Raw genomic sequence first — 20,313 nt, 5'->3', positions numbered from 1 at the left:
TATTCCTTATTCTGATGAAGGGTTACTTAGAAAACTTGCATAATCGCATCAAACATACTGTTTGCCGTTTGAATCACTTTTGCATTTGCCATGTAGTATTCTTGAATGCGATACATCTCACCGTATTCTTCATCCAAGTTCACACCAGAAACAGACTGTTGTTGTTCTATAATACTTTTAGTGATAGAAACCTGAGCATCGAAGTCAACTTGTGCGGTATTCACTTTATTACCAACCATACTGATCAGTGAACCATAACCACCTGCAATTGTTGTTTTACCATCAATAATTTTTTCATCAGGTAACTCAAACAATTTTTTCATGTTTTCGTTGTCACTTGGGCCCGTATCTTTCGAGCCAGCAGCCGCAATTTTACTAGGATCAGTTACCGCAACTTTCATATCTGCAATCACATTACCTACAGATTGAACAACAATAGAATCACCTTCTTGTGCTGTACCATTGACCTTGATATTCATGCCTTCGAATTTCAATTCACCGGTTGTAGCATCAGGAATCGCTTCAAATTTACGATTACCTGGTTCTACAGTGACGTTCCATTTGCCACTTTCATACCTAACTGTATATTCGGCTGCTTTAACTTGTTTCGTATCTGCATATTCAACAGTAAAATTAGCATCACCTTTATTTTTACCGTTAGGCATAACATGAGCGCCACCAAGGTCGAAGAATTTTTCACCTTTGTCGCCATTTAAATCAAAACCTTGCTCGTGTTGCTTATTAAATTGATCACCCAACACTAACGCTAATTGATTTAATTGGTTACGACTTGGATCTAACACTTCTTCACGGCTACGATATGCACCGCCAAGTTCGCCACCTTTAATACGTTTTGCATCCACTTCACGAACTTCATCAATACCGTTGCTATAACCAATAACAAGGCGTTCGCTATTTTTGCTTGATGGAACAGCAGAAACTTCATAAGAACGAGTACCAGATACTAATGGCAAACCATTAGCAAATGTGACGTTAACAAAACCGCCGTCTTGTTGAGTTACTTGAACATCAACCAGTGTGTTTAGTTCTTGAATTAAACGATCACGTTGGTCTAATAAGTCGTTAGGATCAGCACCATTAAAGCCTTTAGAACGACTAATTTCGTTATTTAGTTTTGCGATCTGTTTTGTATATTCATTGATATTTTTAGAGGTGTTAGTCACCTGACTATTAATATCTTTTTCTAGATCACGCAATGATTGGTCTGCTTTAGCAAACATATTAACCATTGCTTCCGCTTTACCAATAACCGTTGTACGTGCAGGATTATCTTCTGCATTATTGGTCACGTTGGGTAAGCTGGTAAAAAATTCGTCAATAGCACTTGAAACGTCATTCCCTTTATCTGCTAACAAATCATTAATTTGTGAGATATTTTGGGTATAGCTATTAAGTGCGCTTTGTTTTGACATTGCACGGTTCATTTGACCTGCAAGGAATTCGTTATACTCACGATGAATACGACTAACATTAACACCATTACCGATATAACCATTACCGGTCATTGTGCCGCTGTTTTCATTAAAAACAGTCATTTGGCGGTTGTACCATTTTACATTTTGGTTAGCGATATTATTACTCACAGTGCTCATCGCAGCTTGTGCCGCATTAAGTCCGCTCATCGCTGTATTAATTAAACTGTTGGACATTTGTCTATCCTTTTACGTTTAGTCATCACCCGTATGCACGGAGCATAGCTGGCAAGTTGAATGGATGCTCTGGTCTTTATTATCGGTACTTCCCCTCTAAACTTGAGGGGAAAATAATTAAAATAGGTCGCTTAAATCGTGAGTATAAGTTTTAGCAACTTGCTCACCACTTCCTTTTAATTGACCAATAATTGAAACCAGTTTTTTCGCATAACCTGGATCAGTGGCATAACCCGCTTCTTGAATACGGTAAGCCGCTTGTTCAGGGGTTTGAGCTTGAGGTACTTTGGCGTAACGAGGGCTTTCAGTGATAAGTCTGAGGTAATCTTGAATAGCTTCAACATAAGAGCCGTAAACACGGAAATTATCACGCATTTTAATCGAATTACCATCAATCACTTCGGTTGTCATGATATTCGTGACAGGCCCTTTCCAGCTACTTCCTGCTTTGATACCAAACAGGTTATAACTTGGTTTACCGTCACCGGTTAGAATTTCACGCTTACCCCAACCTGATTCAAGCGCGGCTTGAGCAACAACTAAAAGATGGTGTACACCAGTACCTTCTGTGGCTTGTTTCGCAGGTCCTAACAGTTTTGATGCAAAAGAAGCACTACTTTCAGATAAGCCTTTAAGCTTACCAATCGTACTTTCAACTGCATTTTGATAAGGCTGCATAGCACGATAAATTTGCCCCAAGGCTTGTGTTGGCATGGATTGAAAAATATCACTACCATCTAATGGCATCGGTGTTTTACCCGCCATTTCGCTAGGGTCCATCGTGACTTTGGCAGAAAGTTGTTTTTCTATCATGTCAGCAAAGCCCAAGCCTTTTTGTGATAAGTCTTGAGCGATTTGTTGATCATAAAGAGAGGTGTACATCTTGGTACTTTCTGAGTTGAACATGCTTTCTTGAGGAATAGCATCACGCATGCTTTTTAACATCATTTGAACGAAAACACCTTCAAGTTGCTGCGCCACTTGGCGCAGCCCTTGCTGATCAGCATTTTGTCCAACCTGATATTTAAGTTTATTCAATGCATTACTGTCATATGCCGGCGCTGACATCGTCGGCATCGAAGAAAGCAGAGATAAATCTTTCATCAGATAATCTCCAATCTCGCACGTAAGCAACCCGCGCTTTCCATTGCTTGCAAAATTGACATTAAATCTGTTGGTGTTGCACCCAGTGCATTTAATGTGCGGATCACTTCGTTTAAGCTTGCGCTCGCATTCACTTGCTGTAATGAGCCACCTTGTTCACTCATATTTACGCTGGTATTACGCGTTACAACAGTACTACCACCCGCAAATGGAGTATTAGGTTGGCTTACATTCACTTGGCTATCAACCGTAACGGAAAGGTTACCTTGAGCAATCGCACAGCTTCCTAATGTCACATCACGATTCATAACAACAGAACCCGTTCTTGCATTGATGATCACTTTCGCATCTGCAACAACACGTTTAATTTCAAGATTCTGTACTTCAGCCAAGAAACGTACTTGTTCACTTTTACCAATAGGAACACGTAATTGAACTGTACGTGCATCTAAAGGAATAGCGGTACCCACACCTCGTAATTTATTAACAGTGTCAGAGATGTGTTGTGCCAACGTGAAGTTTTCTTCATTCAGTTGTAGGTTTAGCAGACCTGTTTGGCCAAATTGCGAAGGCAGTTCACGTTCAATAATAGCACCATTACTAATGCGCCCACCTGCTAGCTGGTTAACTTTAACGCTATTACCACCCGCAGATGCACCTGCTCCCCCGACAATAATATTGCCTTGTGCTAAAGCATAAACCTGATTATCAACACCTTTTAATGGTGTCATCAGCAACGTACCACCACGTAAGCTTTTTGCATTACCTAAGGATGAAACAACGATATCGATTGATTGCCCTGTACGACCAAAAGGCGGTAATTTGGCAGTTACCATTACCGCAGCAACGTTTTTCAACTGCATATTGGTGCCGGGTGGTACTGTGATCCCCAATTGTGAGAGCATGTTATTCAGACTTTGCGTGGTAAACGGGGTTTGCATTGTTTGGTCACCCGTTCCATCTAATCCCACGACCAAACCATAACCAATCAGCGCATTTTCTCTTACCCCTTCAACAGAGGTGAGATCTCTGATCCGTTCGGCATGAGCGGAAAAACCGACACATGTCATCACGATAAAGAAAAGGCTCATCGCTATTTTTTTCATCTGGACCCTACTCATTAAAAAGGTGATACATTTAAGAAGAAGCGTTGTAGCCATCCCATAGACTGTGCTTCATTGATATAACCGTCTCCGATATATTCAATACGAGCATCAGCAACTTGGGTTGAATTTACGGTATTAGTACCACTGATGGTTCTTGGGTTCACAACACCTGAAAAACGGATAAATTCAGTACCTTGATTGATAGCAATTTGCTTTTCACCAATAACGTGCAGGTTTCCATTGGCAAGAAGCTGATCGACGGTAACAGTAATGGTGCCTTTAAAGGTATTGTTCGCATTTGCGCCACCTTTACCGCCAAAGTCACTATTTCCTTCCATACTCATATCGGTACGTTTATTACCAAACACCCCTTCCAAGAATCCCGGTGTAATCGCAGCAAGGAATCCTGCTTTACCATTACGGCTGGCATTTGCAGATGAGTTTTTGCTTGCACTGACATTCTCTTGCAATGTAATAGTCAGCGTATCGCCTATATTTCGAGGACGTCTATCTTCAAATAAAGGTTGATAGCCAAAATAAACAGGCTGAGTTGCCTGAAAAATAGAGCCATTGGGTGCCGGTGCAGTCGGTGCCGTTGGAACCGCCGTTGTGTTACCTTCTACTAACGGTTTTTTGGGTATATATGCGCATCCCGACAGTGTCAGTACCAACAGGGCGGTACCTAAACGTTGATGACGACGCCATCTGACACTAAGCTTTCTTGCCCCAGAATTGTCAGTAATGACCTTTGTATCCATCTTCGATACTCTTTTAGTAATACGCCTGACAGGAAACCCTGTCAGGCTAATGAACAAACGAAATTAGAGTTGCGTTAGTTTCTGTAACATCTGATCAGATGTTGAAATCGCTTTACTGTTAATTTCATAAGCACGTTGAGTCTGGATCATATTGACCAGCTCTTCAGCTACGTTAACGTTAGAGGTTTCAACATATCCCTGATACAACAAGCCTGCGCCGTTGATACCTGGGGCATTTTCAGTTGGTGCGCCAGAACTTGCGGTTTCTAAGTACAAGTTTTCACCAACACTTTCTAATCCGCTGTCATTAATAAAGGTTGTTAGTGTCAATTGACCCACTTGTTGAGGAGCAGGATCACCTTCAATCTCAACACTGACAGTACCATCACGACCAATCATGACCTTTTTCGCAGTTTCAGGCAGAATAATTGCCGGCACAACTTGGAAACCACTGGTTGTCACTAATTGTCCATTTTGGTCCATTTGGAATGCACCATCACGGGTATAAGCGTCTGTACCATCGGGTAACTGAACATGGAAGAAACCCTGTCCTTTAATCGCCACATCACGTGTTCCGTTTGTTGGCGATAAGTTACCTTGGCTGTGTAAACGCTCAGTCGCAACAGGACGAACACCTGTACCAATTTGTAAACCTGACGGCGCATTCGTCTGTTCTGATGTCATTGCACCCGGTTGACGAATTGTTTGATACAGTAAATCTTCGAAAACTGCACGTTGGCGTTTAAAACCATTGGTGCTGACGTTTGCGAGGTTGTTGGAAATCACATCCATGTTTGTCTGTTGTGCATCCAACCCAGTTTTAGCAATCCATAAAGAACGGATCATGGTTTTCCCCTTACACTATTTAACTCAGTGATAGCAATTGGTTAGCTCGTTGCGCATTATCATCAGCGCTATGAATAACCTTCATTTGCATTTCGAAACGTCTTGCGTTTGCTATCATATCGACCATGGCTTCTGCTGGATTAACATTACTGCCTTCTAACACACCAGCTAACACCTTCACGCTATCATCAGCAGGTAATTGTTCACCCGCTCGCACTGTTCCTTGCTGAGATAAATGGAATAAACCATCATCGCCACGAACTAAATCGTTTTGCTCTGGTTTTACCATTTTCAGACGACCAATTTGACCCAGCATTTTGGGTGGATCAGTCGGTACATGCGCAGTCACAATACCGTTATTGGCAATACTGACATTTGCTTGAGCTGGTACTTCAATTGCACCGTTATCGCCCATTAACAAACGCCCTTGTACCATCAACATGCCGTCAGCGTTACGTTGGATATTCCCGTTTCGGGTATAGGCTTCTGTGCCATCTTCAAGTTGAACCGCTAAATAGCCGTTATCACTTAAAGCAACGTCCATTGACCTGCCGGTATAGTTCATCGTTCCTTGACTCTGATCGCTACCTGGCGTTGATGCTACCGTTAATGTACGAGTCGGTAAGGTATCGCCATTGACAGGTACGGCTCGCATTGCACTAAGCTGCGCTTTGAATCCCGGCGTTGATGCGTTTGCTAAGTTGTTCGCCACGACAGCTTGATTTTCCATCGAATGTCTGGCGCCGCCCATCGCGGTATAAATCACATGATCCATAACAGATTATTTCCGGCGTTATTAGCGCAAGCTAACCAGAGTCTGCAGGATCTGATCCTGAGTCTTGATGGTTTGTGCGTTTGATTGATAGTTACGTTGAGCAACGATCATGTTGACTAACTCTTGGCTCATATCAACGTTAGACGCTTCTAATGCGTTATTCGTTAATTTGCCGAACACACCAGAGCCTGCAACACCGACAATTGGTGAACCTGAACCGTTAGTTTCAGACCACATGTTGTCGCCTTGAGAGCTTAAACCGCCCGCGTTTGCAAAGTTAGCTAATGCGATTTGACCAACAACTTGGCTTTGTTGGTTTGAGTAGGTCGCCATGATTGAGCCATCTTGCTCAATACGGAAGTTGGTGAATTCACCCGCTTGGTAACCGTTTTGCGCTAATTTAGATACGCTTGATTCAGAAACTTTTTGCTGAGTACTGCCGGTGAAGTCCAGTTCAATAGTACCTGCCGCAGAGCCATTTAAAGAGGCAATATTCATATCGGTCTTTGTATAACTCTCTAGCACCCCTGCATTGGTATATTTTAAAGTGCCTAAATCTTGATGAGGCGTTGGCGCACCACCTGCTGTTTTAGTTGAGGTATCTTGCCCATAAACTTTCCATTCATTGTCATTAGTTTTTACAAAGAATAAGTTCAGGTTATGTTCATTACCTAAGCTATCGTAAGTGGTAACGTTAGTACTGAAGTTATAAGTATCACCATCTTTAGAATCAAATGGCGCTTTAGCGGGTTTCTCTTCACCTGAATTCAGGTTAACCGCCATATTGATTTTGTCTGTTGCACTGGCGTTCATCATATCGGTAGGAATAACGATAGGTGTTGGTGTTGCCCCTTTTTGAACAACATTTTTACCATCAACAACTTGTACTGGATAACCTGTTACACGCATACCTTGCATATTAGTCAGGAAACCATTTTTATCTTTACCGAATTCACCGTTACGTGAATAGAAAACGCCACCGTTTTGATCTTCAATACGGAAAAAACCACCGCCAGAAATCGCTACGTCTGTTGGGCGGTTAGTGGTAGTGATACTACCGTCTTTAAAGTTTTGGCTAATACCTGCAACTTTAACACCCAGACCTGCACCTGAACCGGCAAAAACGTCAGCAAAAGAAACGTTTGCACCTTTAAAACCGTAGGTTGCGGAGTTAGAAATATTGTTACCGATAGTATCTAAGTTAGCGGCTGCTGCGTTTAAACCACTTACTGCTTGTGAAAAGGACATGCGCCCTCCAAGTTGAATATGTGTTAGTTAAAGAACCTGACGAATTTCATCCAATGAAACGGTATTACCTAAGCCAACATCAAGGCGGGCACCACCATCCACCATGGACACACTATTCACCAGCGCATAATTCAGTGTCTTAACAGGGACCTGAGCATCATTAAGCGTGGCGTTAACGGTAAATTTATAACTTCCCGGTGGAACAGGATTGTCATCTTCATCAGTACAATCCCAAGAGAAGTTATAAACATCCGGTAGCATCTTTTTGTCCATATTGATTGTACGAACGGTCACACCACTCGCATTGGTGATGTTTATCGTAAGAGAATCGGTTGGACTGAGTAATTCAAAACCAAAAGGTGTTGAAAAAAGGTGTTCACTGTCAGGTGTATTTGGGTCCGTATCATCTGCTTTATACGATCCCATTTGCTGACGTGTTTTTTCATTTTGAGTGTCAGGTGTTGGAATTGTGTCATCCCCATCACCGGGTTTTTCAGTCTCACCTTTACCGTCGGTTGGCTGAAAGACAACAATTTTATTCCCAGAGACCATAACACCTCGTCCCACCAGTGAAGAGGCTTTTAACGCCTGACTTTGGTCAATCTGCCCAACAATGTTATTCACTGTTTTATTCAGTGTTTCAATGCCTTCAACAGTTGAAATCTGAGCTAACTGGGAAGTTAACTCATTATTTTGCATTGGGTTTGTTGGGTCTTGATTTTTCATCTGGGTGATGAGAAGTGTCAGGAAATTCCCTTTAATATCATCACTACCACTTTTTTTCGTATGGTATGAAGAAGGAGCATCCCCGATAATGGTATTATCATAAGGTTCATTCATTGAGGAGGAAATACCCACAATTTATTCTCCCTATTGACCTATCATCAGTGTTTTTTGCATCAGCGATTTTGCCGTGTTCATCACTTCGACGTTAGCTTGGTAGCTTCTTGATGCAGAGATGGTGTTAATCATTTCACCCACAACATCAACATTCGGCATACGTACATACCCTTTTTCATCGGCAAAGGGATGTCCCGGCTGATATTCCATACGAAATGGCGCAGGATCATCCACCACTTCAGTGACACGAACACCACCAACTTCTTGACCAGCAGGTGCGTTCACCTGAAAAACAACCTGTTTTGCACGATAAGGGTCGCCATCTGGACCCGCAACACTGTCAGCGTTTGCCATATTGCTGGCACTCACGTTTAAACGCTGTGATTGCGCTGAAAGTGCTGAACTTGAAATATCGAAAATACTAAATAAAGACATGCTCTTTACCCTACTGTTGCAATACAGCCATCATGCTTTTAACTTGCGAGTTAATAAATGTCACATCAGCCTGATACTTAAGGCTATTGTCAGCAAAATTACTACGTTCCATGTCCATATCCACGGTATTACCATCCATCGCAGTTTGATGAGGCACGCGATAAAGTAAGTCCGCTTCTAAGCGATAACCGGGTTTGATTGGGATATGGCGTTCAGATGTCATAGCTAATTGCATGCCATGAGTACCTGTACGTCCATTTTCAATGGTTTTCTTCAATTCAGAAGCAAAATCAATATCACGAGCCTGAAAGCCTGGGGTATCTGCGTTAGCGATATTCGCAGCGAGAATTTCTTGGCGTTTATTGCGTATTGAGAGCGCTTCTTGTTGAAAATGAAACGTATTTTCTAATTTATCGAGCATCTTCTATCCTTGGTGGCTAAGCCACTTACCTCAGCTGATAAAACAATTTCAGTTGACAGAATAAACGCTCAAAAAAAAGATGATTGGAGGAATAGGCGTAAATTGGATTGCTATTTATGCGTTTAAGGCGTGCAAAGTCGATGTACACTGTTATTGCTAAATAATGACAAACGCACAATTAGCATCAACTCTGTAAGGTGATACAAATTATGTTAGTTAGAACTCTTATCGGTCTATTTTCTTTTTTCTTTATGATGAATGTGAGTGTCGCAAAATCACTCCCTGAAGAACTACAAGATTTCTTTGTCGCACTTCATCAACAAGGCGATAAAGTGACTGTGACAGTTTTAACACCAGAAGATAAATGGCCTGTCTGCCAAACACAAGAGATCCAACGTCATGCTGGCGCTCGTAATTGGGGACGTCTTTCAATCCCAATTCAGTGTGATAAACAACGTCGGTTTATTCAAATTGATGTTAGCGTTAATGGTGAATACTTAATCGCGAAAAAAGACATTAATCGTGATGACATTATTGAAACTTCTGCCGTTAGCATGGCAACGGGTGAGTTAGAAAAATTACCTTATGATGTATTACGTGATCCAGCATTAATTAAAAATGCGATTGCAATGCGACAAATATCCGCAGGAAAACCTTTAACTTCCACAATGGTTCGTCGCCCTTGGGCTATTTTGGCGGGACAAACAGTCACTGTATTTGCACAGGGACCTCACTTTCAGATCCGTTATGAAGGTAAAGCCGTAAACAATGCTGTCGCCAATGAAACGATTCGAGTCAGAGTTAAATCAGGTCAAATCGTCACCGGCGAAGCACTTGGAGATGGCTCTGTACGCATCCCTCTTTAATAGATTAAAAAGCTGATAAGCAGAATAAGCCTATATTGAATTGCTTGTTACCCGTTTCAGTTATGGCAAGCCAAGGTAAACTCTCTTGTATTACATTTATCAATGTCGCATTTTGAATAAAACTTTAGATTTGTTTGCATACTTTTTACTCTAAGCTTTTTTACTCTAAATAATTCAAGATGTATTAAAAATACAACCATATACATACTCTAAATAATTCAAGTTGTAGCTAGGCGACAAATGAACGAATCGCTAGGAGCATACATAAGTATGTGACTAGTGTGAGTGAATGCAGTCAACAACGCTACGGCTTGAAGTATGACGAGTAATACTCTAAATAATTTAAGATGTAGCTAGGCGACAAATGAACGAATCACTAGGAGCATACAATAGTATGTGACTAGTGCGAATGAACGTAGCCAACAACGCTACAACTTAAAGTATGACGAGTAATGGGACTAGTGTGAGTGAATGCAGTCAACAACGCTATGGCTTGAAGTATGACGAGTAATGGGACTAGCGCGAGTGAATGTGGCCAACAACGCTACAACTTAAAGTATGACGAGTATGACGACTAAGATTAAAGTTTTTGATTTCATAGCCGATATAAAGAAACAAGATGATAGGCGAAAACACATAGGTTGTTTTACAATGGCTTCATCTGACTACTAATTGATGCCTAACAAAGGATTTTCCTATGAGTATTGAACGCGCGAATCCACTGCTTCCGATTAACGCAATTGCACAACGTAACCCGGGTGAAATCACTCAAGGCTCACGTAAATCGGGAACAACTGAACAAAAAACTGCAACAGGCGACACTTCTGTAAAACTAAGTGAAGCGCAGAAAAAACTTGTTCAACCTGGAAATAAAGACATTGACGTTGAGAAAGTTGCTCGCTTAAAAGAAGCAATTGCCAACGGCACATTAACCATGGACAGCGGTAAAATTGCGGACGCTCTTTTCCGTGAAGCTGCTGAAAGCATAACTCAATAATATTTTAATGATTATGATGGAAGAACTCCGCCAGACTTTAGATCTTCAATTATCACAGCTTAATACCATTGCGGGTATTTTACGTGCTGAACAACAGTTATTATGCGCAGGTAATATTGATATCAATGCCCTACACGAAGTAACTGAACAGAAGAATTTTGTCTTGTCGGCTTTAGGTCATACAGACCAACAGCGTCATACGCTAAGCCTACAAGCCGGTGTAGAAAAACCTTATTCAGGGTTGCCGTTCTTATCTGATTTATGGACACAGATAATAGACATCACGGCGGAGTTAAAATATCTGAATCAACATAACGGATTACTACTCGATCAACATATCACTCGTAATAGTGATGCTATCCGTTTTTTGCAGAAGAACCACAGCCCAACCCTTTATGGTTCTGATGGGCAAGCACAGCGTTCAACACTGGCTGGGCGTAAAATTCAGGTTTAGGTTTTCTCGATAATTATCAGAATTCACACGATACGCCATCAATATTGATGGCGTTTTGCTTTGCCGATAAAACACGACTCACTTTAAACCAGCAACAACAGATAACACTCCGCTGTTATCTATCATCTTCTTGTGGCACTTCTCTTATCTAAAACCTTAACTCTTGCTTGGATCTTGATTATCACCACATCATGACCATACTTTTTCATAACGCTAAAATAAATATCACTAAGCTATCCATTTATTGATGCACTGGCTTCTCTCTTTGTTGTGAGTAAAAAGCTAACGCATCTCCTGCTCTCTAACCACCATATCTTTCTATTTTATAAATATAAAAAAGGCCACTTATTACAGTGACCTTTTAGACTTAGATATCCCTTATAGCCAATTAATGAGGTTGTCCACCAATCATCGACGTCATTCTAATGCGACGACCTTCACTGACTTCCATATTCGACAATACGGCTAATTGCGGTAGGCTGCGACGTAAGAAACGTGACAATAATGAACGCAACGCATGATTTACTAACAATACTGGAGCTCCACCGGACATCTCTTGATGACGCACGGCATCCGCTGCTTGTTGTTCAATATTCTCAGCCAACCCTGGCTCTAAACCACCGCCACTTTGCATAGCTTGAACAAGAATACGCTCTAAACTTGCATCTAAACCAATGACTTGGATTTCATCCTGATCGCCAAACCAGTGTTGTGTGATCGCGCGGCGAAGTGCAACACGAACAACGGCTGTTAATTCGGCTGGATCTTTCTGCTCTGGCGCGTGCTCTGCTAAAGCTTCTAATATGGTTCTCATATCACGAATAGGCACTTGCTCAGACAGCAGGTTTTGCAATACTTTGTGCAATACAGTAAGCGAAAGCATATCTGGGATCATATTTTCTGTCATTTTAGGGAGCTCTTTACTCACCCTATCAAACAACATTTGTGCTTCTTGACGACCAAATAATTCTGATGCGTATTTCGCTAATGCATGGTTAAAGTGCGTTGCAATAACGGTACTTGCAGCCACAACGGTATAACCTTGAACCTGTGCTTGCTCTCTTAAGCTGTCATCAATCCAAACTGCGGGTAAACCAAATGCTGGCTCTTGAGTAATATCGCCATCTAAAGAACCAACTGCATTACCCGGATTGATTGCTAACCAACGACCCGGATGCGCTTCACCGTGACCAATTTCAACCCCTTTCATTAAAATACGATAAGAGGAAGGTCTTAATTCCATATTGTCTCGAATATGAACGACGGGAGGAAGATATCCCGTTTCCTGAGCAAACTTTTTACGAATACCACTAATTCTGCCTAACAACTCACCATTTTGGCGATTATCAACCATTGGAATTAAGCGATACCCTACTTCCATAGCTAATGGATCTTCAAGCTGTACATCTTCCCATGAAGCTTCAACAACACGGTTTTGTTTTTCAACTTCTTCCATCTCTTTTTGTTGTTGTACTTCAGGATTGGCGTTGCGGCGTAAGATATACCAACCTAATCCACCTAATGCTGCAGTGAAGAAAAGGAAAACAAAGTTAGGCATTCCTGGTACTAAACCTAACAGACCTAGCACACCAGCAGTTAACAGTAGAACACGAGGATTATCAAACAGTTGGGTAACCATCTGTTGACCAACGTCTTCATCTGTTGCAACACGAGTAACGATAACACCCGCTGCCGTTGAGATAATCAATGCAGGAATTTGAGCAACCAGACCATCACCGATGGTTAAAAGGGTATAAGTCGTTGCTGCATCGTTTAATGCCATTCCGTGTTGAGCAACACCGACGATAAGACCACCCACCACGTTAATCACAAGGATCATTAAGCCGGCAATGGCGTCACCACGAACGAACTTACTCGCACCATCCATTGAGCCGTAAAAGTCGGATTCTAATGAAACTTCTTTACGGCGTTTCTTTGCTTCGTCTTCGTTGATAATACCAGCATTCAGGTCAGCATCGATTGCCATCTGTTTACCCGGCATTCCATCTAACACAAAACGCGCACCTACTTCAGCAATACGCCCCGCACCCTTAGTGATAACCATAAAGTTAATCAGAATAAGGATGATAAAGACCACAATACCGATAGCAAAGTTACCGCCAACAAGGAAATGGCCAAACGCCTCAACAACGCGCCCTGCCGCTTCTGGTCCTGTATGTCCTTCCATTAAGATGATACGTGTTGAAGCCACGTTTAATGATAAACGTAACAACGTGGTAAACAGCAAAATAGTAGGGAAAGCAGCAAAGTCCAAAGTACGTCGAGTGAACATTGCAACCAACAGCACCATGATGGAGAGTGCGATATTGAAGGTAAATAATAAATCCAATAGAAAAGGTGGCAATGGCAATACCATCATTGACAGTATCAACAAGATAAGCACTGGCCCTGCCAGTATCTGCCACTGAGAACTTTTCCAATTTCCCGGCAAGCGGAGTAATGAGGCCAAATTAGCCATGACGATTATCTTCTCCAGCAAAGTCCAGTGCGGGAGGCACTGGCAAGTTCATAGGTTGTTTAGGTTTTAAACCACCTTCGGTTTTCCATCGTTTCAGCTGATAAACCCATGCAAGTACCTCTGCAACCGCAGCATAGAGGGTTGAAGGTATTGCATGGCCTATTTCACTGTGACGATATAACGCCCTAGCAAGCGGTGGCGCTTCTAGAAGCGGAATTCGATTTTCTGCACCAATCTCTTTAATTTTTAACGCAATAGCCCCTGCGCCTTTTGCTAAAACTTTAGGTGCAGTCATTTTGTCGTTATATTGCAGTGCAACAGCATAGTGCGTTGGGTTCGTAACAATAACGTCAGCTTTAGGTACATCCGCCATCATTCGACGGCGAGACATTGCGTGTTGTTGCTGACGGATACGCGCTTTAAGTTGCGGATCACCCTCTTGCTGTTTAAATTCATCTTTAATTTCTTGACGCGTCATACGTAGCTTTTTCAAATGGCTACGAATTTGGAAAATAATGTCGAATGCCACCATCGGGATCAGCATAAACACTGTGATATAGACTGCGAAAATCAGCAGTTGCATCGCATTCGCTAGCGCACTTAGTGGTGGAAGCGTGATCAGATGAAGAATATCGTTCCAGTTGTGCCATAAAAAAACGGTTGCAGCGATCCCCACAAAGGTTGATTTCAGTATCGCTTTAAATAACTCAGCTAACGCATTCATTGAAAAAATGCGCTTTAACCCGGAAATAGGGTTCCATTTTTTCGGATCAAACTTAATGGATTTACTACTAAAGTTAATTCCGCCTAATAAGGCAGAGCCACCAATTGCCACAAGTACTAAACCCAAAAATACCGGTGATAGCGCAAATACAGCTTGTTTAATCAAGCTACCAAATCGAGGGATCAGCAAATTCTCATTACCGATAAGGTGATGATTAAACGTAAACCCTTCTGTTAACATGGCATATAGCCCACGAGTGATAAACCCACCACTCATCCACAGCAAACTCACGCCACCCAAGATCATTAATACGGACGATAGCTCTTTAGAACGAACAATTTGTCCATCCTTTTTGGCTTTTTCCCGTTTATGGGGTGTGGGGTCCTCTGTTTTTTCGAGATCGCTATCTTCAGCCACAGTCTGTCCGATTTAGATATTGAGATTAAAAGCATGAATGAAATGACTCTAAGCATGACAAATTCAGAGGAAATTGATGGGCTGAACAATCGCAAATTTACGGGGCTTTTTGGGCTATGACAGCATGTACTTAAAAAATAACCCAATGATAAAAGTGGAGATATAGGCAATATTGACGCTGATTATAAGGAAATCAGCAAAATTCACAGCAAAATTGAGTAATTTTACTTTTGATGTTTATTTCGACAACTTCAAAAGCCGCTTAAAAAAAGCGGCTTACATTTTCTTCAATAGCGTGTGCTATTAAAGCATTGTTACGTAATTTTTTATCCATAAAATACACCATCCTAAAAGAGCAGAGCATAGAGCGAATGCGTCCTGCATATCTCAACGTCCTTATCGCCCTAAAACTCATTAGAAGGTTAGAAACCTAAACTTTCCAGTAAATCATCAACTTGATCTTGATTTTTGATCACGCCAGCGTTGTTTTTATTAACCTGTGGACCATTTAATAAAGAGTCGGTCTCTTTCTTCACATTAGACTTTTCAAGTTGCTCTGGTGGCAGGTTTTCCATTAATACCATCACGAGTTGTTTTTCAATTTCTTGAACAACACTCATCATGCGTTTAATTACCTGACCGGTCAGATCTTGGAAATCCTGTGCCATCATAATTTCCAATAACTGACTGTTAGTAAAAGCCGTACTCTCAGGGATATCCCGCAAATAATTGCGGGTATCGGTTACAAGAGAGCGTACATCTTTCAGCTCTTCTGGCTGTTCAAACCATTGGTCCCAACGCTCAGTAAGCTTAGTCGCATCGGCACTTAACGCATCCTGTTTAGGCTGCGCAGCTTCGACACAGTTCAATGTACGCTCAGCTGCCTGAGCGGTCATTTGAGCAACATAGTCCAGTCGTTCCCTAGCGTCAGGGATGGCTTCTGCTGCTTCGGCTATTGCTTTATCCAATCCTAATTCTCGCAAACTGTCGCGTAACATCCGCGTCAATTGTCCGATCCGGCTGATAATATCAGATGTCATTTCAATATTATCTTTCGGCATAATTGGATTCCCACTCATTGCGACTCCTTAGATGCCCAGTTTTTCAAAAATTTTATTTAGTTTTTCTTCAAGAATTGCTGCTGTAAAAGGTTTAACAACATATCCACTTGCACCCGCTTGCGCTGCTGCAATGATATTTTCTTTTTTAGCTTCAGCGGTAACCATAAGTACTGGTGTTGCTGCAAGTCCCGCGTCACTACGAATATTTTTAAGAAGCTCTAGACCATCCATGTTTGGCATGTTCCAGTCTGTGATCACAAAATCAATTGCCGAATTGCGTAATTTAGCTAACGCGTCAGCACCATCTTCTGCTTCTTCTACATTCGTAAATCCTAATTCCTTTAGCAAATTACGAACTATGCGGCGCATTGTTGAAAAATCATCAACCACTAAAAATTTCAGATCCTTACTTGCCATTGAAAACTCCTTCAAAATATATCGGCAAATTACTGTGTTGCTTTTTAAACTGAACTTAATCAGATACGCAATGATTGTGTGCTGCTGATTTTCATCAACACCGCTTTACTCATTGCGCTTATGCTTTTCACTTCGTCTACTGCGCCTAATTCAACCGCAGCGCGTGGCATACCAAAGACGACACAACTCGCTTCATCTTGTGCAAAGGTATAACTACCAGCACGACGCATTTCTAATAAACCCGCAGCACCGTCACTTCCCATTCCGGTTAAAATCACACCGATAGCATTACGTCCCGCATATTTTGCGACAGACCTAAATAGCACATCGACAGAAGGACGATGACGATTTACTGCTGGCTCTTTATTAATGTGGATCTGGTAGTTAGCACCATTGCGACGAAGCTCCATGTGATAATCACCTGGCGCAATATAAGCATGCCCAGGTAATACACGTTCGCCGTCTTCTGCTTCTTTTACACTAATTTGGCATAAACGATTTAATCGTTCTGCAAATGAGTGTGTAAACCCTGCGGGCATATGTTGCGTAATTAATATCGCAGGGCTGGTAACGGGTAATGGTTCTAGAAAATTACGAATAGCCTCTGTGCCACCAGTTGATGCACCTACAGCAATCAACTTTTCACTCGAAATCATCGGTGTAAATGACAATGATTTAGAAGGCGCTGCTTGTACTTCTCGTCGATTAATCCGTGCCAGTGCCGCAGCACGAATTTTCTCAGCAATCAGTTCACTATAAGCCATCATACCTTCACGCAAACCAAGCTGTGGTTTAGTCACAAAATCAACCGCACCCAGCTCTAACGCTTTTAGCGTCACTTCTGAGCCTTTAGCTGTTAATGATGAGACCATAACGACAGGCATTGGTCTTAATCGCATCAGTTTTTCCAAGAAATCAATACCATCCATACGTGGCATTTCAACGTCTAACGTTAATACCTGTGGGTTGTACTTTTTTATTAAGTCACGAGCCACTATAGGATCTGGTGCACAATCAACAACTTCCATATCGCTATGACTGTTGATGATTTCTCGCATGATTTGACGCATTAACGCCGAATCATCAACACAGAGTACCGTTATTTTATTCATAACCTCTCCTTGCTGGTGTCAGCCCGTAAACGGTATGCCCATGCAAGTAGAAATCCTTGCTAAGCTGGCTTACATTCTCAGAATGTCCAACAAACAGCATTCCGTCTGGCTTAAGTAATGAGGTAAAGCGGTTAAGTAAGGTTTGTTGTGTCGCTTTGTCAAAATAAATCATGACATTACGACAAAAAATCGCATCAAAACTGCCTTCTAAATCCCATTGCTTGTCGAGTAAATTCAAATACTGAAAAGAGACCATCTCGCTGATTTGTTGTCTAATTTTCACGTATCCTTCAAAATCGCCGACACCTTTGAGAAAATATTTTTTCAAATATTCATCATTTAAAGTTTTAAGCTCTTCCTGTCGGTAAACACCTTTTCGTGCTTTATCCAACACATTAGTATCGATATCGCTGGCAATAATTTTGGTTTTATAAGGGTTATTCCCAAAAACATCGCGTAAAGTCATCGCAATTGAATAAGGTTCTTCTCCAGTAGATGCGGCTGCACACCATACTCGGTAGACGCCTCCTGCTCTTTTTCTGGCATGTTTAGCCAGAATAGGAAAATGATGCGCTTCCCTGAAAAATGCGGTGAGATTGGTTGTTAATGCATTTACAAACTCTTGCCATTCAGGGTTGCGTATATCACTTTTAAGAAACGCAAGATAGTCACCAAAGTTATTCATCCGTAATTCACGTAACCTCCTAGTGAGACGGTTATAAACCATCTCCCTTTTGTTGTTAGTCAGCACAATACCTGCCTTTTGATAAATCAATTGGCATATAGATTGGAACTGATCATCGGACAACATGAACCGTTGGGTAAAAATATCCAACGGTTGAGCAGCGATATCTGATAAGACTTCAGTAACATTACGTTTCATTGTTTTTTAATGGGTCTTTTTAAAAAATGATTTTTTATCTGCTTTTTTCAACCCATTACCTTCTAGGGATGAAGAATTATTACTCTCATCCGTGTCAGGCAACTCGAATGCCGATACAGCATCAACAAGATTATTAGCCTGATCTTCCAATGCTGCGGCAGCAGATGCTGATTGCTCCACCAAAGCAGCGTTTTGCTGTGTCACCTGATCCATCTGACTGACTGCATCAGCGACTTGGTGAATACCTCGACTTTGTTCATCAGAAGCTGAGGCGATTTCTGCCATTAACTCAGTGACTTTATTTACTGATGTGACGAGTTCCTCCATTGTCTGCCCTGCATTATTAACGAGTTGAGAACCTTGAGAGACTCGTAAAACAGATTCATCAATCAATAATTTGATCTCTTTTGCAGCATCAGCACTACGTTGAGCAAGGTTACGAACTTCTCCAGCAACAACAGAGAATCCACGCCCTTGTTCACCTGCGCGCGCAGCTTCAACCGCGGCGTTAAGTGCTAATATATTGGTTTGGAACGCAATACCATCAATCACACTGATAATAGCCCCTATCTTTTGAGAACTTTGTGTAATCGCATCCATGGTTTCAACAACACTATGCGTGATTTTTCCACCACGTATGGCTGTTTCAGAAGCAGACTCTGCTAGCTTGCTCGCTTGCAAGGCGTTATCAGCATTTTGTTTTACCGTTGCTGTTAACTCTTCCATACTTGCCGCAGTTTCTTCTAACGAAGCAGCTTGTTGTTCAGTTCTTGAGGATAAATCCGTATTTCCTTTGGAAATTTCTTGAATACCAGAATACATAGCATGGCTGTTATCACGAACGATACGAATAGAACGCGCGAGCTCACCACGCATATCTCGTAGTCGTCTAAACACATCCCCTATTTCATCATCGGTGAAGACAAGAATTTCACGATTTAATTTACCGGTGGCAACATCATTAAAATAACGGCTTAAACTTGCGAAAGGTTTAATGATATTAAAACTTAGCCAACGATGAGCGGCGATTGATACCACAATAACCATCGCTATTGCACCGATAAACATCAAGATAGCAATAGTATAAGAGCGGTGTCCTTGCTCTATAGATTCAGTAATTTCTGTCTGAACATAATTCATATAAGTGTTAAATGAATTTTCCATCGCTGTTTGATAACGTTCTGTTGGTTGATCTAAAAAACCTTGGAAGTTATCGTTTTTTAACATGCTATGTAATTCAGTTAATGCACCATATAAAACGTGGTAATCGTTTTTTACTGCTTCAACGATTTCTTTTTCTTCTGTTGGGATTGCCTCTTTATTAATATCAGCAAGGAAATTTTGAAAATGAGTATTCGCCGTTTCCAAACGTGAAAGTGCAATTGATTCAATAGATTGAATATAATCCGTTGACTGTTCAGTTTTCACTGCAATAGCTACACGATTAATCGCATTACGTGTTTGTATTAAAGATGCCCAACTTAATCCTAATTCATCTCGCTTAGATGTATCTATATCTACTCTGGTGATCTGTTCGTTATTCAAATGAACGATCCCTAGCGAAATACCACTAGAAATCACCTGCATAACGCAAAACATCATCAGCAATAAATAGAGACTGGTGGATATCTTTAATTTGCGAAACCTAAACATGCCTTCACCTCGTTTAAAGCGGTGGTTAAAAGCCACCGCTTGTCAGC

The 20,313-nt window shown here is 41.5% G+C and carries 20 protein-coding genes; 3 read left to right on the top strand and 17 right to left on the bottom strand.

The annotated features are described in order from the left end of the window. Window positions 1-26: 26 nt before the first annotated feature. The 10 genes from flgK to flgB form a co-directional block, all read right to left on the bottom strand. Window positions 27-1,670, bottom strand: a complete 1,644-nt coding sequence (flgK, locus tag GWJ01_RS17820) for a flagellar hook-associated protein FlgK (RefSeq protein ID WP_156733630.1) — start codon at window positions 1,668-1,670, stop codon at window positions 27-29. 117 nt (window positions 1,671-1,787) lie between these two features. Then, window positions 1,788-2,774 carry a flagellar assembly peptidoglycan hydrolase FlgJ gene (gene flgJ / locus GWJ01_RS17815; RefSeq protein ID WP_088495222.1) on the bottom strand — a complete coding sequence of 329 codons (987 nt, stop codon included), beginning with the start codon at window positions 2,772-2,774 and terminating at the stop codon, window positions 1,788-1,790. Continuing rightward, on the bottom strand, window positions 2,774-3,880 hold the full coding sequence (locus GWJ01_RS17810; RefSeq protein WP_088495221.1) for a flagellar basal body P-ring protein FlgI: 1,107 nt from the start codon (window positions 3,878-3,880) through the stop codon (window positions 2,774-2,776). Before GWJ01_RS17810 ends, flgJ begins: the two co-directional genes overlap by 1 nt. Window positions 3,881-3,894: 14 nt before the next feature. Beyond that, window positions 3,895-4,638, bottom strand: a complete 744-nt coding sequence (locus GWJ01_RS17805; protein WP_088495220.1) for a flagellar basal body L-ring protein FlgH — start codon at window positions 4,636-4,638, stop codon at window positions 3,895-3,897. 63 nt (window positions 4,639-4,701) lie between these two features. Further along, complete coding sequence (gene flgG, locus GWJ01_RS17800; protein WP_161711403.1) at window positions 4,702-5,484, bottom strand: flagellar basal-body rod protein FlgG; 783 nt, start codon at window positions 5,482-5,484, stop codon at window positions 4,702-4,704. 19 nt (window positions 5,485-5,503) lie between these two features. Further along, window positions 5,504-6,259, bottom strand: a complete 756-nt coding sequence (locus tag GWJ01_RS17795) for a flagellar basal body rod protein FlgF (RefSeq protein WP_088495218.1) — start codon at window positions 6,257-6,259, stop codon at window positions 5,504-5,506. 21 nt (window positions 6,260-6,280) lie between these two features. Beyond that, the gene (gene flgE, locus GWJ01_RS17790; protein ID WP_161711402.1) at window positions 6,281-7,507 is read right to left on the bottom strand and encodes a flagellar hook protein FlgE; all 1,227 of its coding nucleotides are present in this window, start codon (window positions 7,505-7,507) and stop codon (window positions 6,281-6,283) included. Window positions 7,508-7,534: 27 nt separating this feature from the next. Beyond that, window positions 7,535-8,365, bottom strand: coding sequence for a flagellar hook assembly protein FlgD (locus tag GWJ01_RS17785; RefSeq protein WP_088495216.1), 831 nt, complete (start codon window positions 8,363-8,365; stop codon window positions 7,535-7,537). A 12-nt stretch (window positions 8,366-8,377) separates the two neighbouring features. Then, window positions 8,378-8,782 carry a flagellar basal body rod protein FlgC gene (gene flgC, locus GWJ01_RS17780; RefSeq protein ID WP_069367469.1) on the bottom strand — a complete coding sequence of 135 codons (405 nt, stop codon included), beginning with the start codon at window positions 8,780-8,782 and terminating at the stop codon, window positions 8,378-8,380. Window positions 8,783-8,792: 10 nt separating this feature from the next. Next, a complete protein-coding gene (gene flgB / locus GWJ01_RS17775; protein WP_075673034.1) occupies window positions 8,793-9,203 on the bottom strand; it encodes a flagellar basal body rod protein FlgB in 411 nt (136 codons plus the stop codon). 209 nt (window positions 9,204-9,412) lie between these two features. On the opposite strand from flgB, the gene flgA reads away from it, so the two are divergent. From flgA to GWJ01_RS17760, 3 genes are all read left to right on the top strand, one after another. After that, window positions 9,413-10,069 (top strand): flagellar basal body P-ring formation chaperone FlgA, encoded by a 657-nt coding sequence (gene flgA, locus GWJ01_RS17770; RefSeq protein WP_156733634.1) that lies wholly within the window; start codon window positions 9,413-9,415, stop codon window positions 10,067-10,069. Between the two features lie 697 nt (window positions 10,070-10,766). After that, window positions 10,767-11,066 (top strand): flagellar biosynthesis anti-sigma factor FlgM, encoded by a 300-nt coding sequence (gene flgM / locus GWJ01_RS17765; RefSeq protein ID WP_088495214.1) that lies wholly within the window; start codon window positions 10,767-10,769, stop codon window positions 11,064-11,066. A 13-nt stretch (window positions 11,067-11,079) separates the two neighbouring features. Beyond that, window positions 11,080-11,520, top strand: coding sequence for a flagella synthesis protein FlgN (locus GWJ01_RS17760; protein ID WP_088496016.1), 441 nt, complete (start codon window positions 11,080-11,082; stop codon window positions 11,518-11,520). 388 nt (window positions 11,521-11,908) lie between these two features. Here GWJ01_RS17760 and flhA read toward each other — a convergent pair whose 3' ends face one another. From flhA to GWJ01_RS17725, 7 genes are all read right to left on the bottom strand, one after another. Further along, window positions 11,909-13,999: a flagellar biosynthesis protein FlhA gene (gene flhA, locus GWJ01_RS17755; RefSeq protein ID WP_088495213.1), complete on the bottom strand. Its 2,091-nt coding sequence runs from the start codon at window positions 13,997-13,999 to the stop codon at window positions 11,909-11,911. Beyond that, window positions 13,992-15,140: a flagellar biosynthesis protein FlhB gene (gene flhB, locus GWJ01_RS17750; protein ID WP_088495212.1), complete on the bottom strand. Its 1,149-nt coding sequence runs from the start codon at window positions 15,138-15,140 to the stop codon at window positions 13,992-13,994. The genes flhA and flhB overlap by 8 nt, the downstream gene beginning before the upstream one ends. Window positions 15,141-15,562: 422 nt before the next feature. Continuing rightward, window positions 15,563-16,219 carry a protein phosphatase CheZ gene (gene cheZ / locus GWJ01_RS17745; RefSeq protein ID WP_023581808.1) on the bottom strand — a complete coding sequence of 219 codons (657 nt, stop codon included), beginning with the start codon at window positions 16,217-16,219 and terminating at the stop codon, window positions 15,563-15,565. A 9-nt stretch (window positions 16,220-16,228) separates the two neighbouring features. Then, window positions 16,229-16,618: a chemotaxis response regulator CheY gene (cheY, locus tag GWJ01_RS17740; RefSeq protein ID WP_023581807.1), complete on the bottom strand. Its 390-nt coding sequence runs from the start codon at window positions 16,616-16,618 to the stop codon at window positions 16,229-16,231. Window positions 16,619-16,677: 59 nt separating this feature from the next. Then, window positions 16,678-17,730, bottom strand: coding sequence for a protein-glutamate methylesterase/protein-glutamine glutaminase (locus GWJ01_RS17735; RefSeq protein WP_088495211.1), 1,053 nt, complete (start codon window positions 17,728-17,730; stop codon window positions 16,678-16,680). After that, window positions 17,723-18,613 (bottom strand): protein-glutamate O-methyltransferase CheR, encoded by an 891-nt coding sequence (gene cheR, locus GWJ01_RS17730; RefSeq protein ID WP_088495210.1) that lies wholly within the window; start codon window positions 18,611-18,613, stop codon window positions 17,723-17,725. The genes GWJ01_RS17735 and cheR overlap by 8 nt, the downstream gene beginning before the upstream one ends. A gap of 6 nt (window positions 18,614-18,619) precedes the next feature. Continuing rightward, window positions 18,620-20,266, bottom strand: coding sequence for a methyl-accepting chemotaxis protein (locus GWJ01_RS17725; RefSeq protein WP_161711401.1), 1,647 nt, complete (start codon window positions 20,264-20,266; stop codon window positions 18,620-18,622). Between the last annotated feature and the right edge of the window lie 47 nt (window positions 20,267-20,313).

Source organism: Proteus sp. G2618 (genome assembly GCF_009915995.1).
Lineage (GTDB): Bacteria > Pseudomonadota > Gammaproteobacteria > Enterobacterales > Enterobacteriaceae > Proteus > Proteus terrae.
Note: the sequence above shows the minus strand (reverse complement) of the source record. Positions and strands in the feature narration are given on the sequence as shown.

Excerpts from the sequence above, each read along its gene's own strand:
- flgB (WP_075673034.1), bottom strand. The coding sequence starts at position 9,203 with ATGCTCGATAAATTAGAAAATACGTTTCATTTTCAACAAGAAGCGCTC.
- flhA (WP_088495213.1), bottom strand. The coding sequence starts at position 13,999 with ATGGCTAATTTGGCCTCATTACTCCGCTTGCCGGGAAATTGGAAAAGT.
- GWJ01_RS17760 (WP_088496016.1), top strand. The coding sequence starts at position 11,080 with ATGATGGAAGAACTCCGCCAGACTTTAGATCTTCAATTATCACAGCTT.
- flgC (WP_069367469.1), bottom strand. The coding sequence starts at position 8,782 with ATGTCTTTATTTAGTATTTTCGATATTTCAAGTTCAGCACTTTCAGCG.
- flgE (WP_161711402.1), bottom strand. The coding sequence starts at position 7,507 with ATGTCCTTTTCACAAGCAGTAAGTGGTTTAAACGCAGCAGCCGCTAAC.
- flgM (WP_088495214.1), top strand. The coding sequence starts at position 10,767 with ATGAGTATTGAACGCGCGAATCCACTGCTTCCGATTAACGCAATTGCA.
- GWJ01_RS17735 (WP_088495211.1), bottom strand. The coding sequence starts at position 17,730 with ATGAATAAAATAACGGTACTCTGTGTTGATGATTCGGCGTTAATGCGT.
- GWJ01_RS17810 (WP_088495221.1), bottom strand. The coding sequence starts at position 3,880 with ATGAAAAAAATAGCGATGAGCCTTTTCTTTATCGTGATGACATGTGTC.
- GWJ01_RS17805 (WP_088495220.1), bottom strand. The coding sequence starts at position 4,638 with ATGGATACAAAGGTCATTACTGACAATTCTGGGGCAAGAAAGCTTAGT.
- cheZ (WP_023581808.1), bottom strand. The coding sequence starts at position 16,219 with ATGAGTGGGAATCCAATTATGCCGAAAGATAATATTGAAATGACATCT.
- GWJ01_RS17795 (WP_088495218.1), bottom strand. The coding sequence starts at position 6,259 with ATGGATCATGTGATTTATACCGCGATGGGCGGCGCCAGACATTCGATG.
- flgG (WP_161711403.1), bottom strand. The coding sequence starts at position 5,484 with ATGATCCGTTCTTTATGGATTGCTAAAACTGGGTTGGATGCACAACAG.
- GWJ01_RS17725 (WP_161711401.1), bottom strand. The coding sequence starts at position 20,266 with ATGTTTAGGTTTCGCAAATTAAAGATATCCACCAGTCTCTATTTATTG.
- cheY (WP_023581807.1), bottom strand. The coding sequence starts at position 16,618 with ATGGCAAGTAAGGATCTGAAATTTTTAGTGGTTGATGATTTTTCAACA.
- cheR (WP_088495210.1), bottom strand. The coding sequence starts at position 18,613 with ATGAAACGTAATGTTACTGAAGTCTTATCAGATATCGCTGCTCAACCG.
- flgA (WP_156733634.1), top strand. The coding sequence starts at position 9,413 with ATGTTAGTTAGAACTCTTATCGGTCTATTTTCTTTTTTCTTTATGATG.
- flgJ (WP_088495222.1), bottom strand. The coding sequence starts at position 2,774 with ATGAAAGATTTATCTCTGCTTTCTTCGATGCCGACGATGTCAGCGCCG.
- flgK (WP_156733630.1), bottom strand. The coding sequence starts at position 1,670 with ATGTCCAACAGTTTAATTAATACAGCGATGAGCGGACTTAATGCGGCA.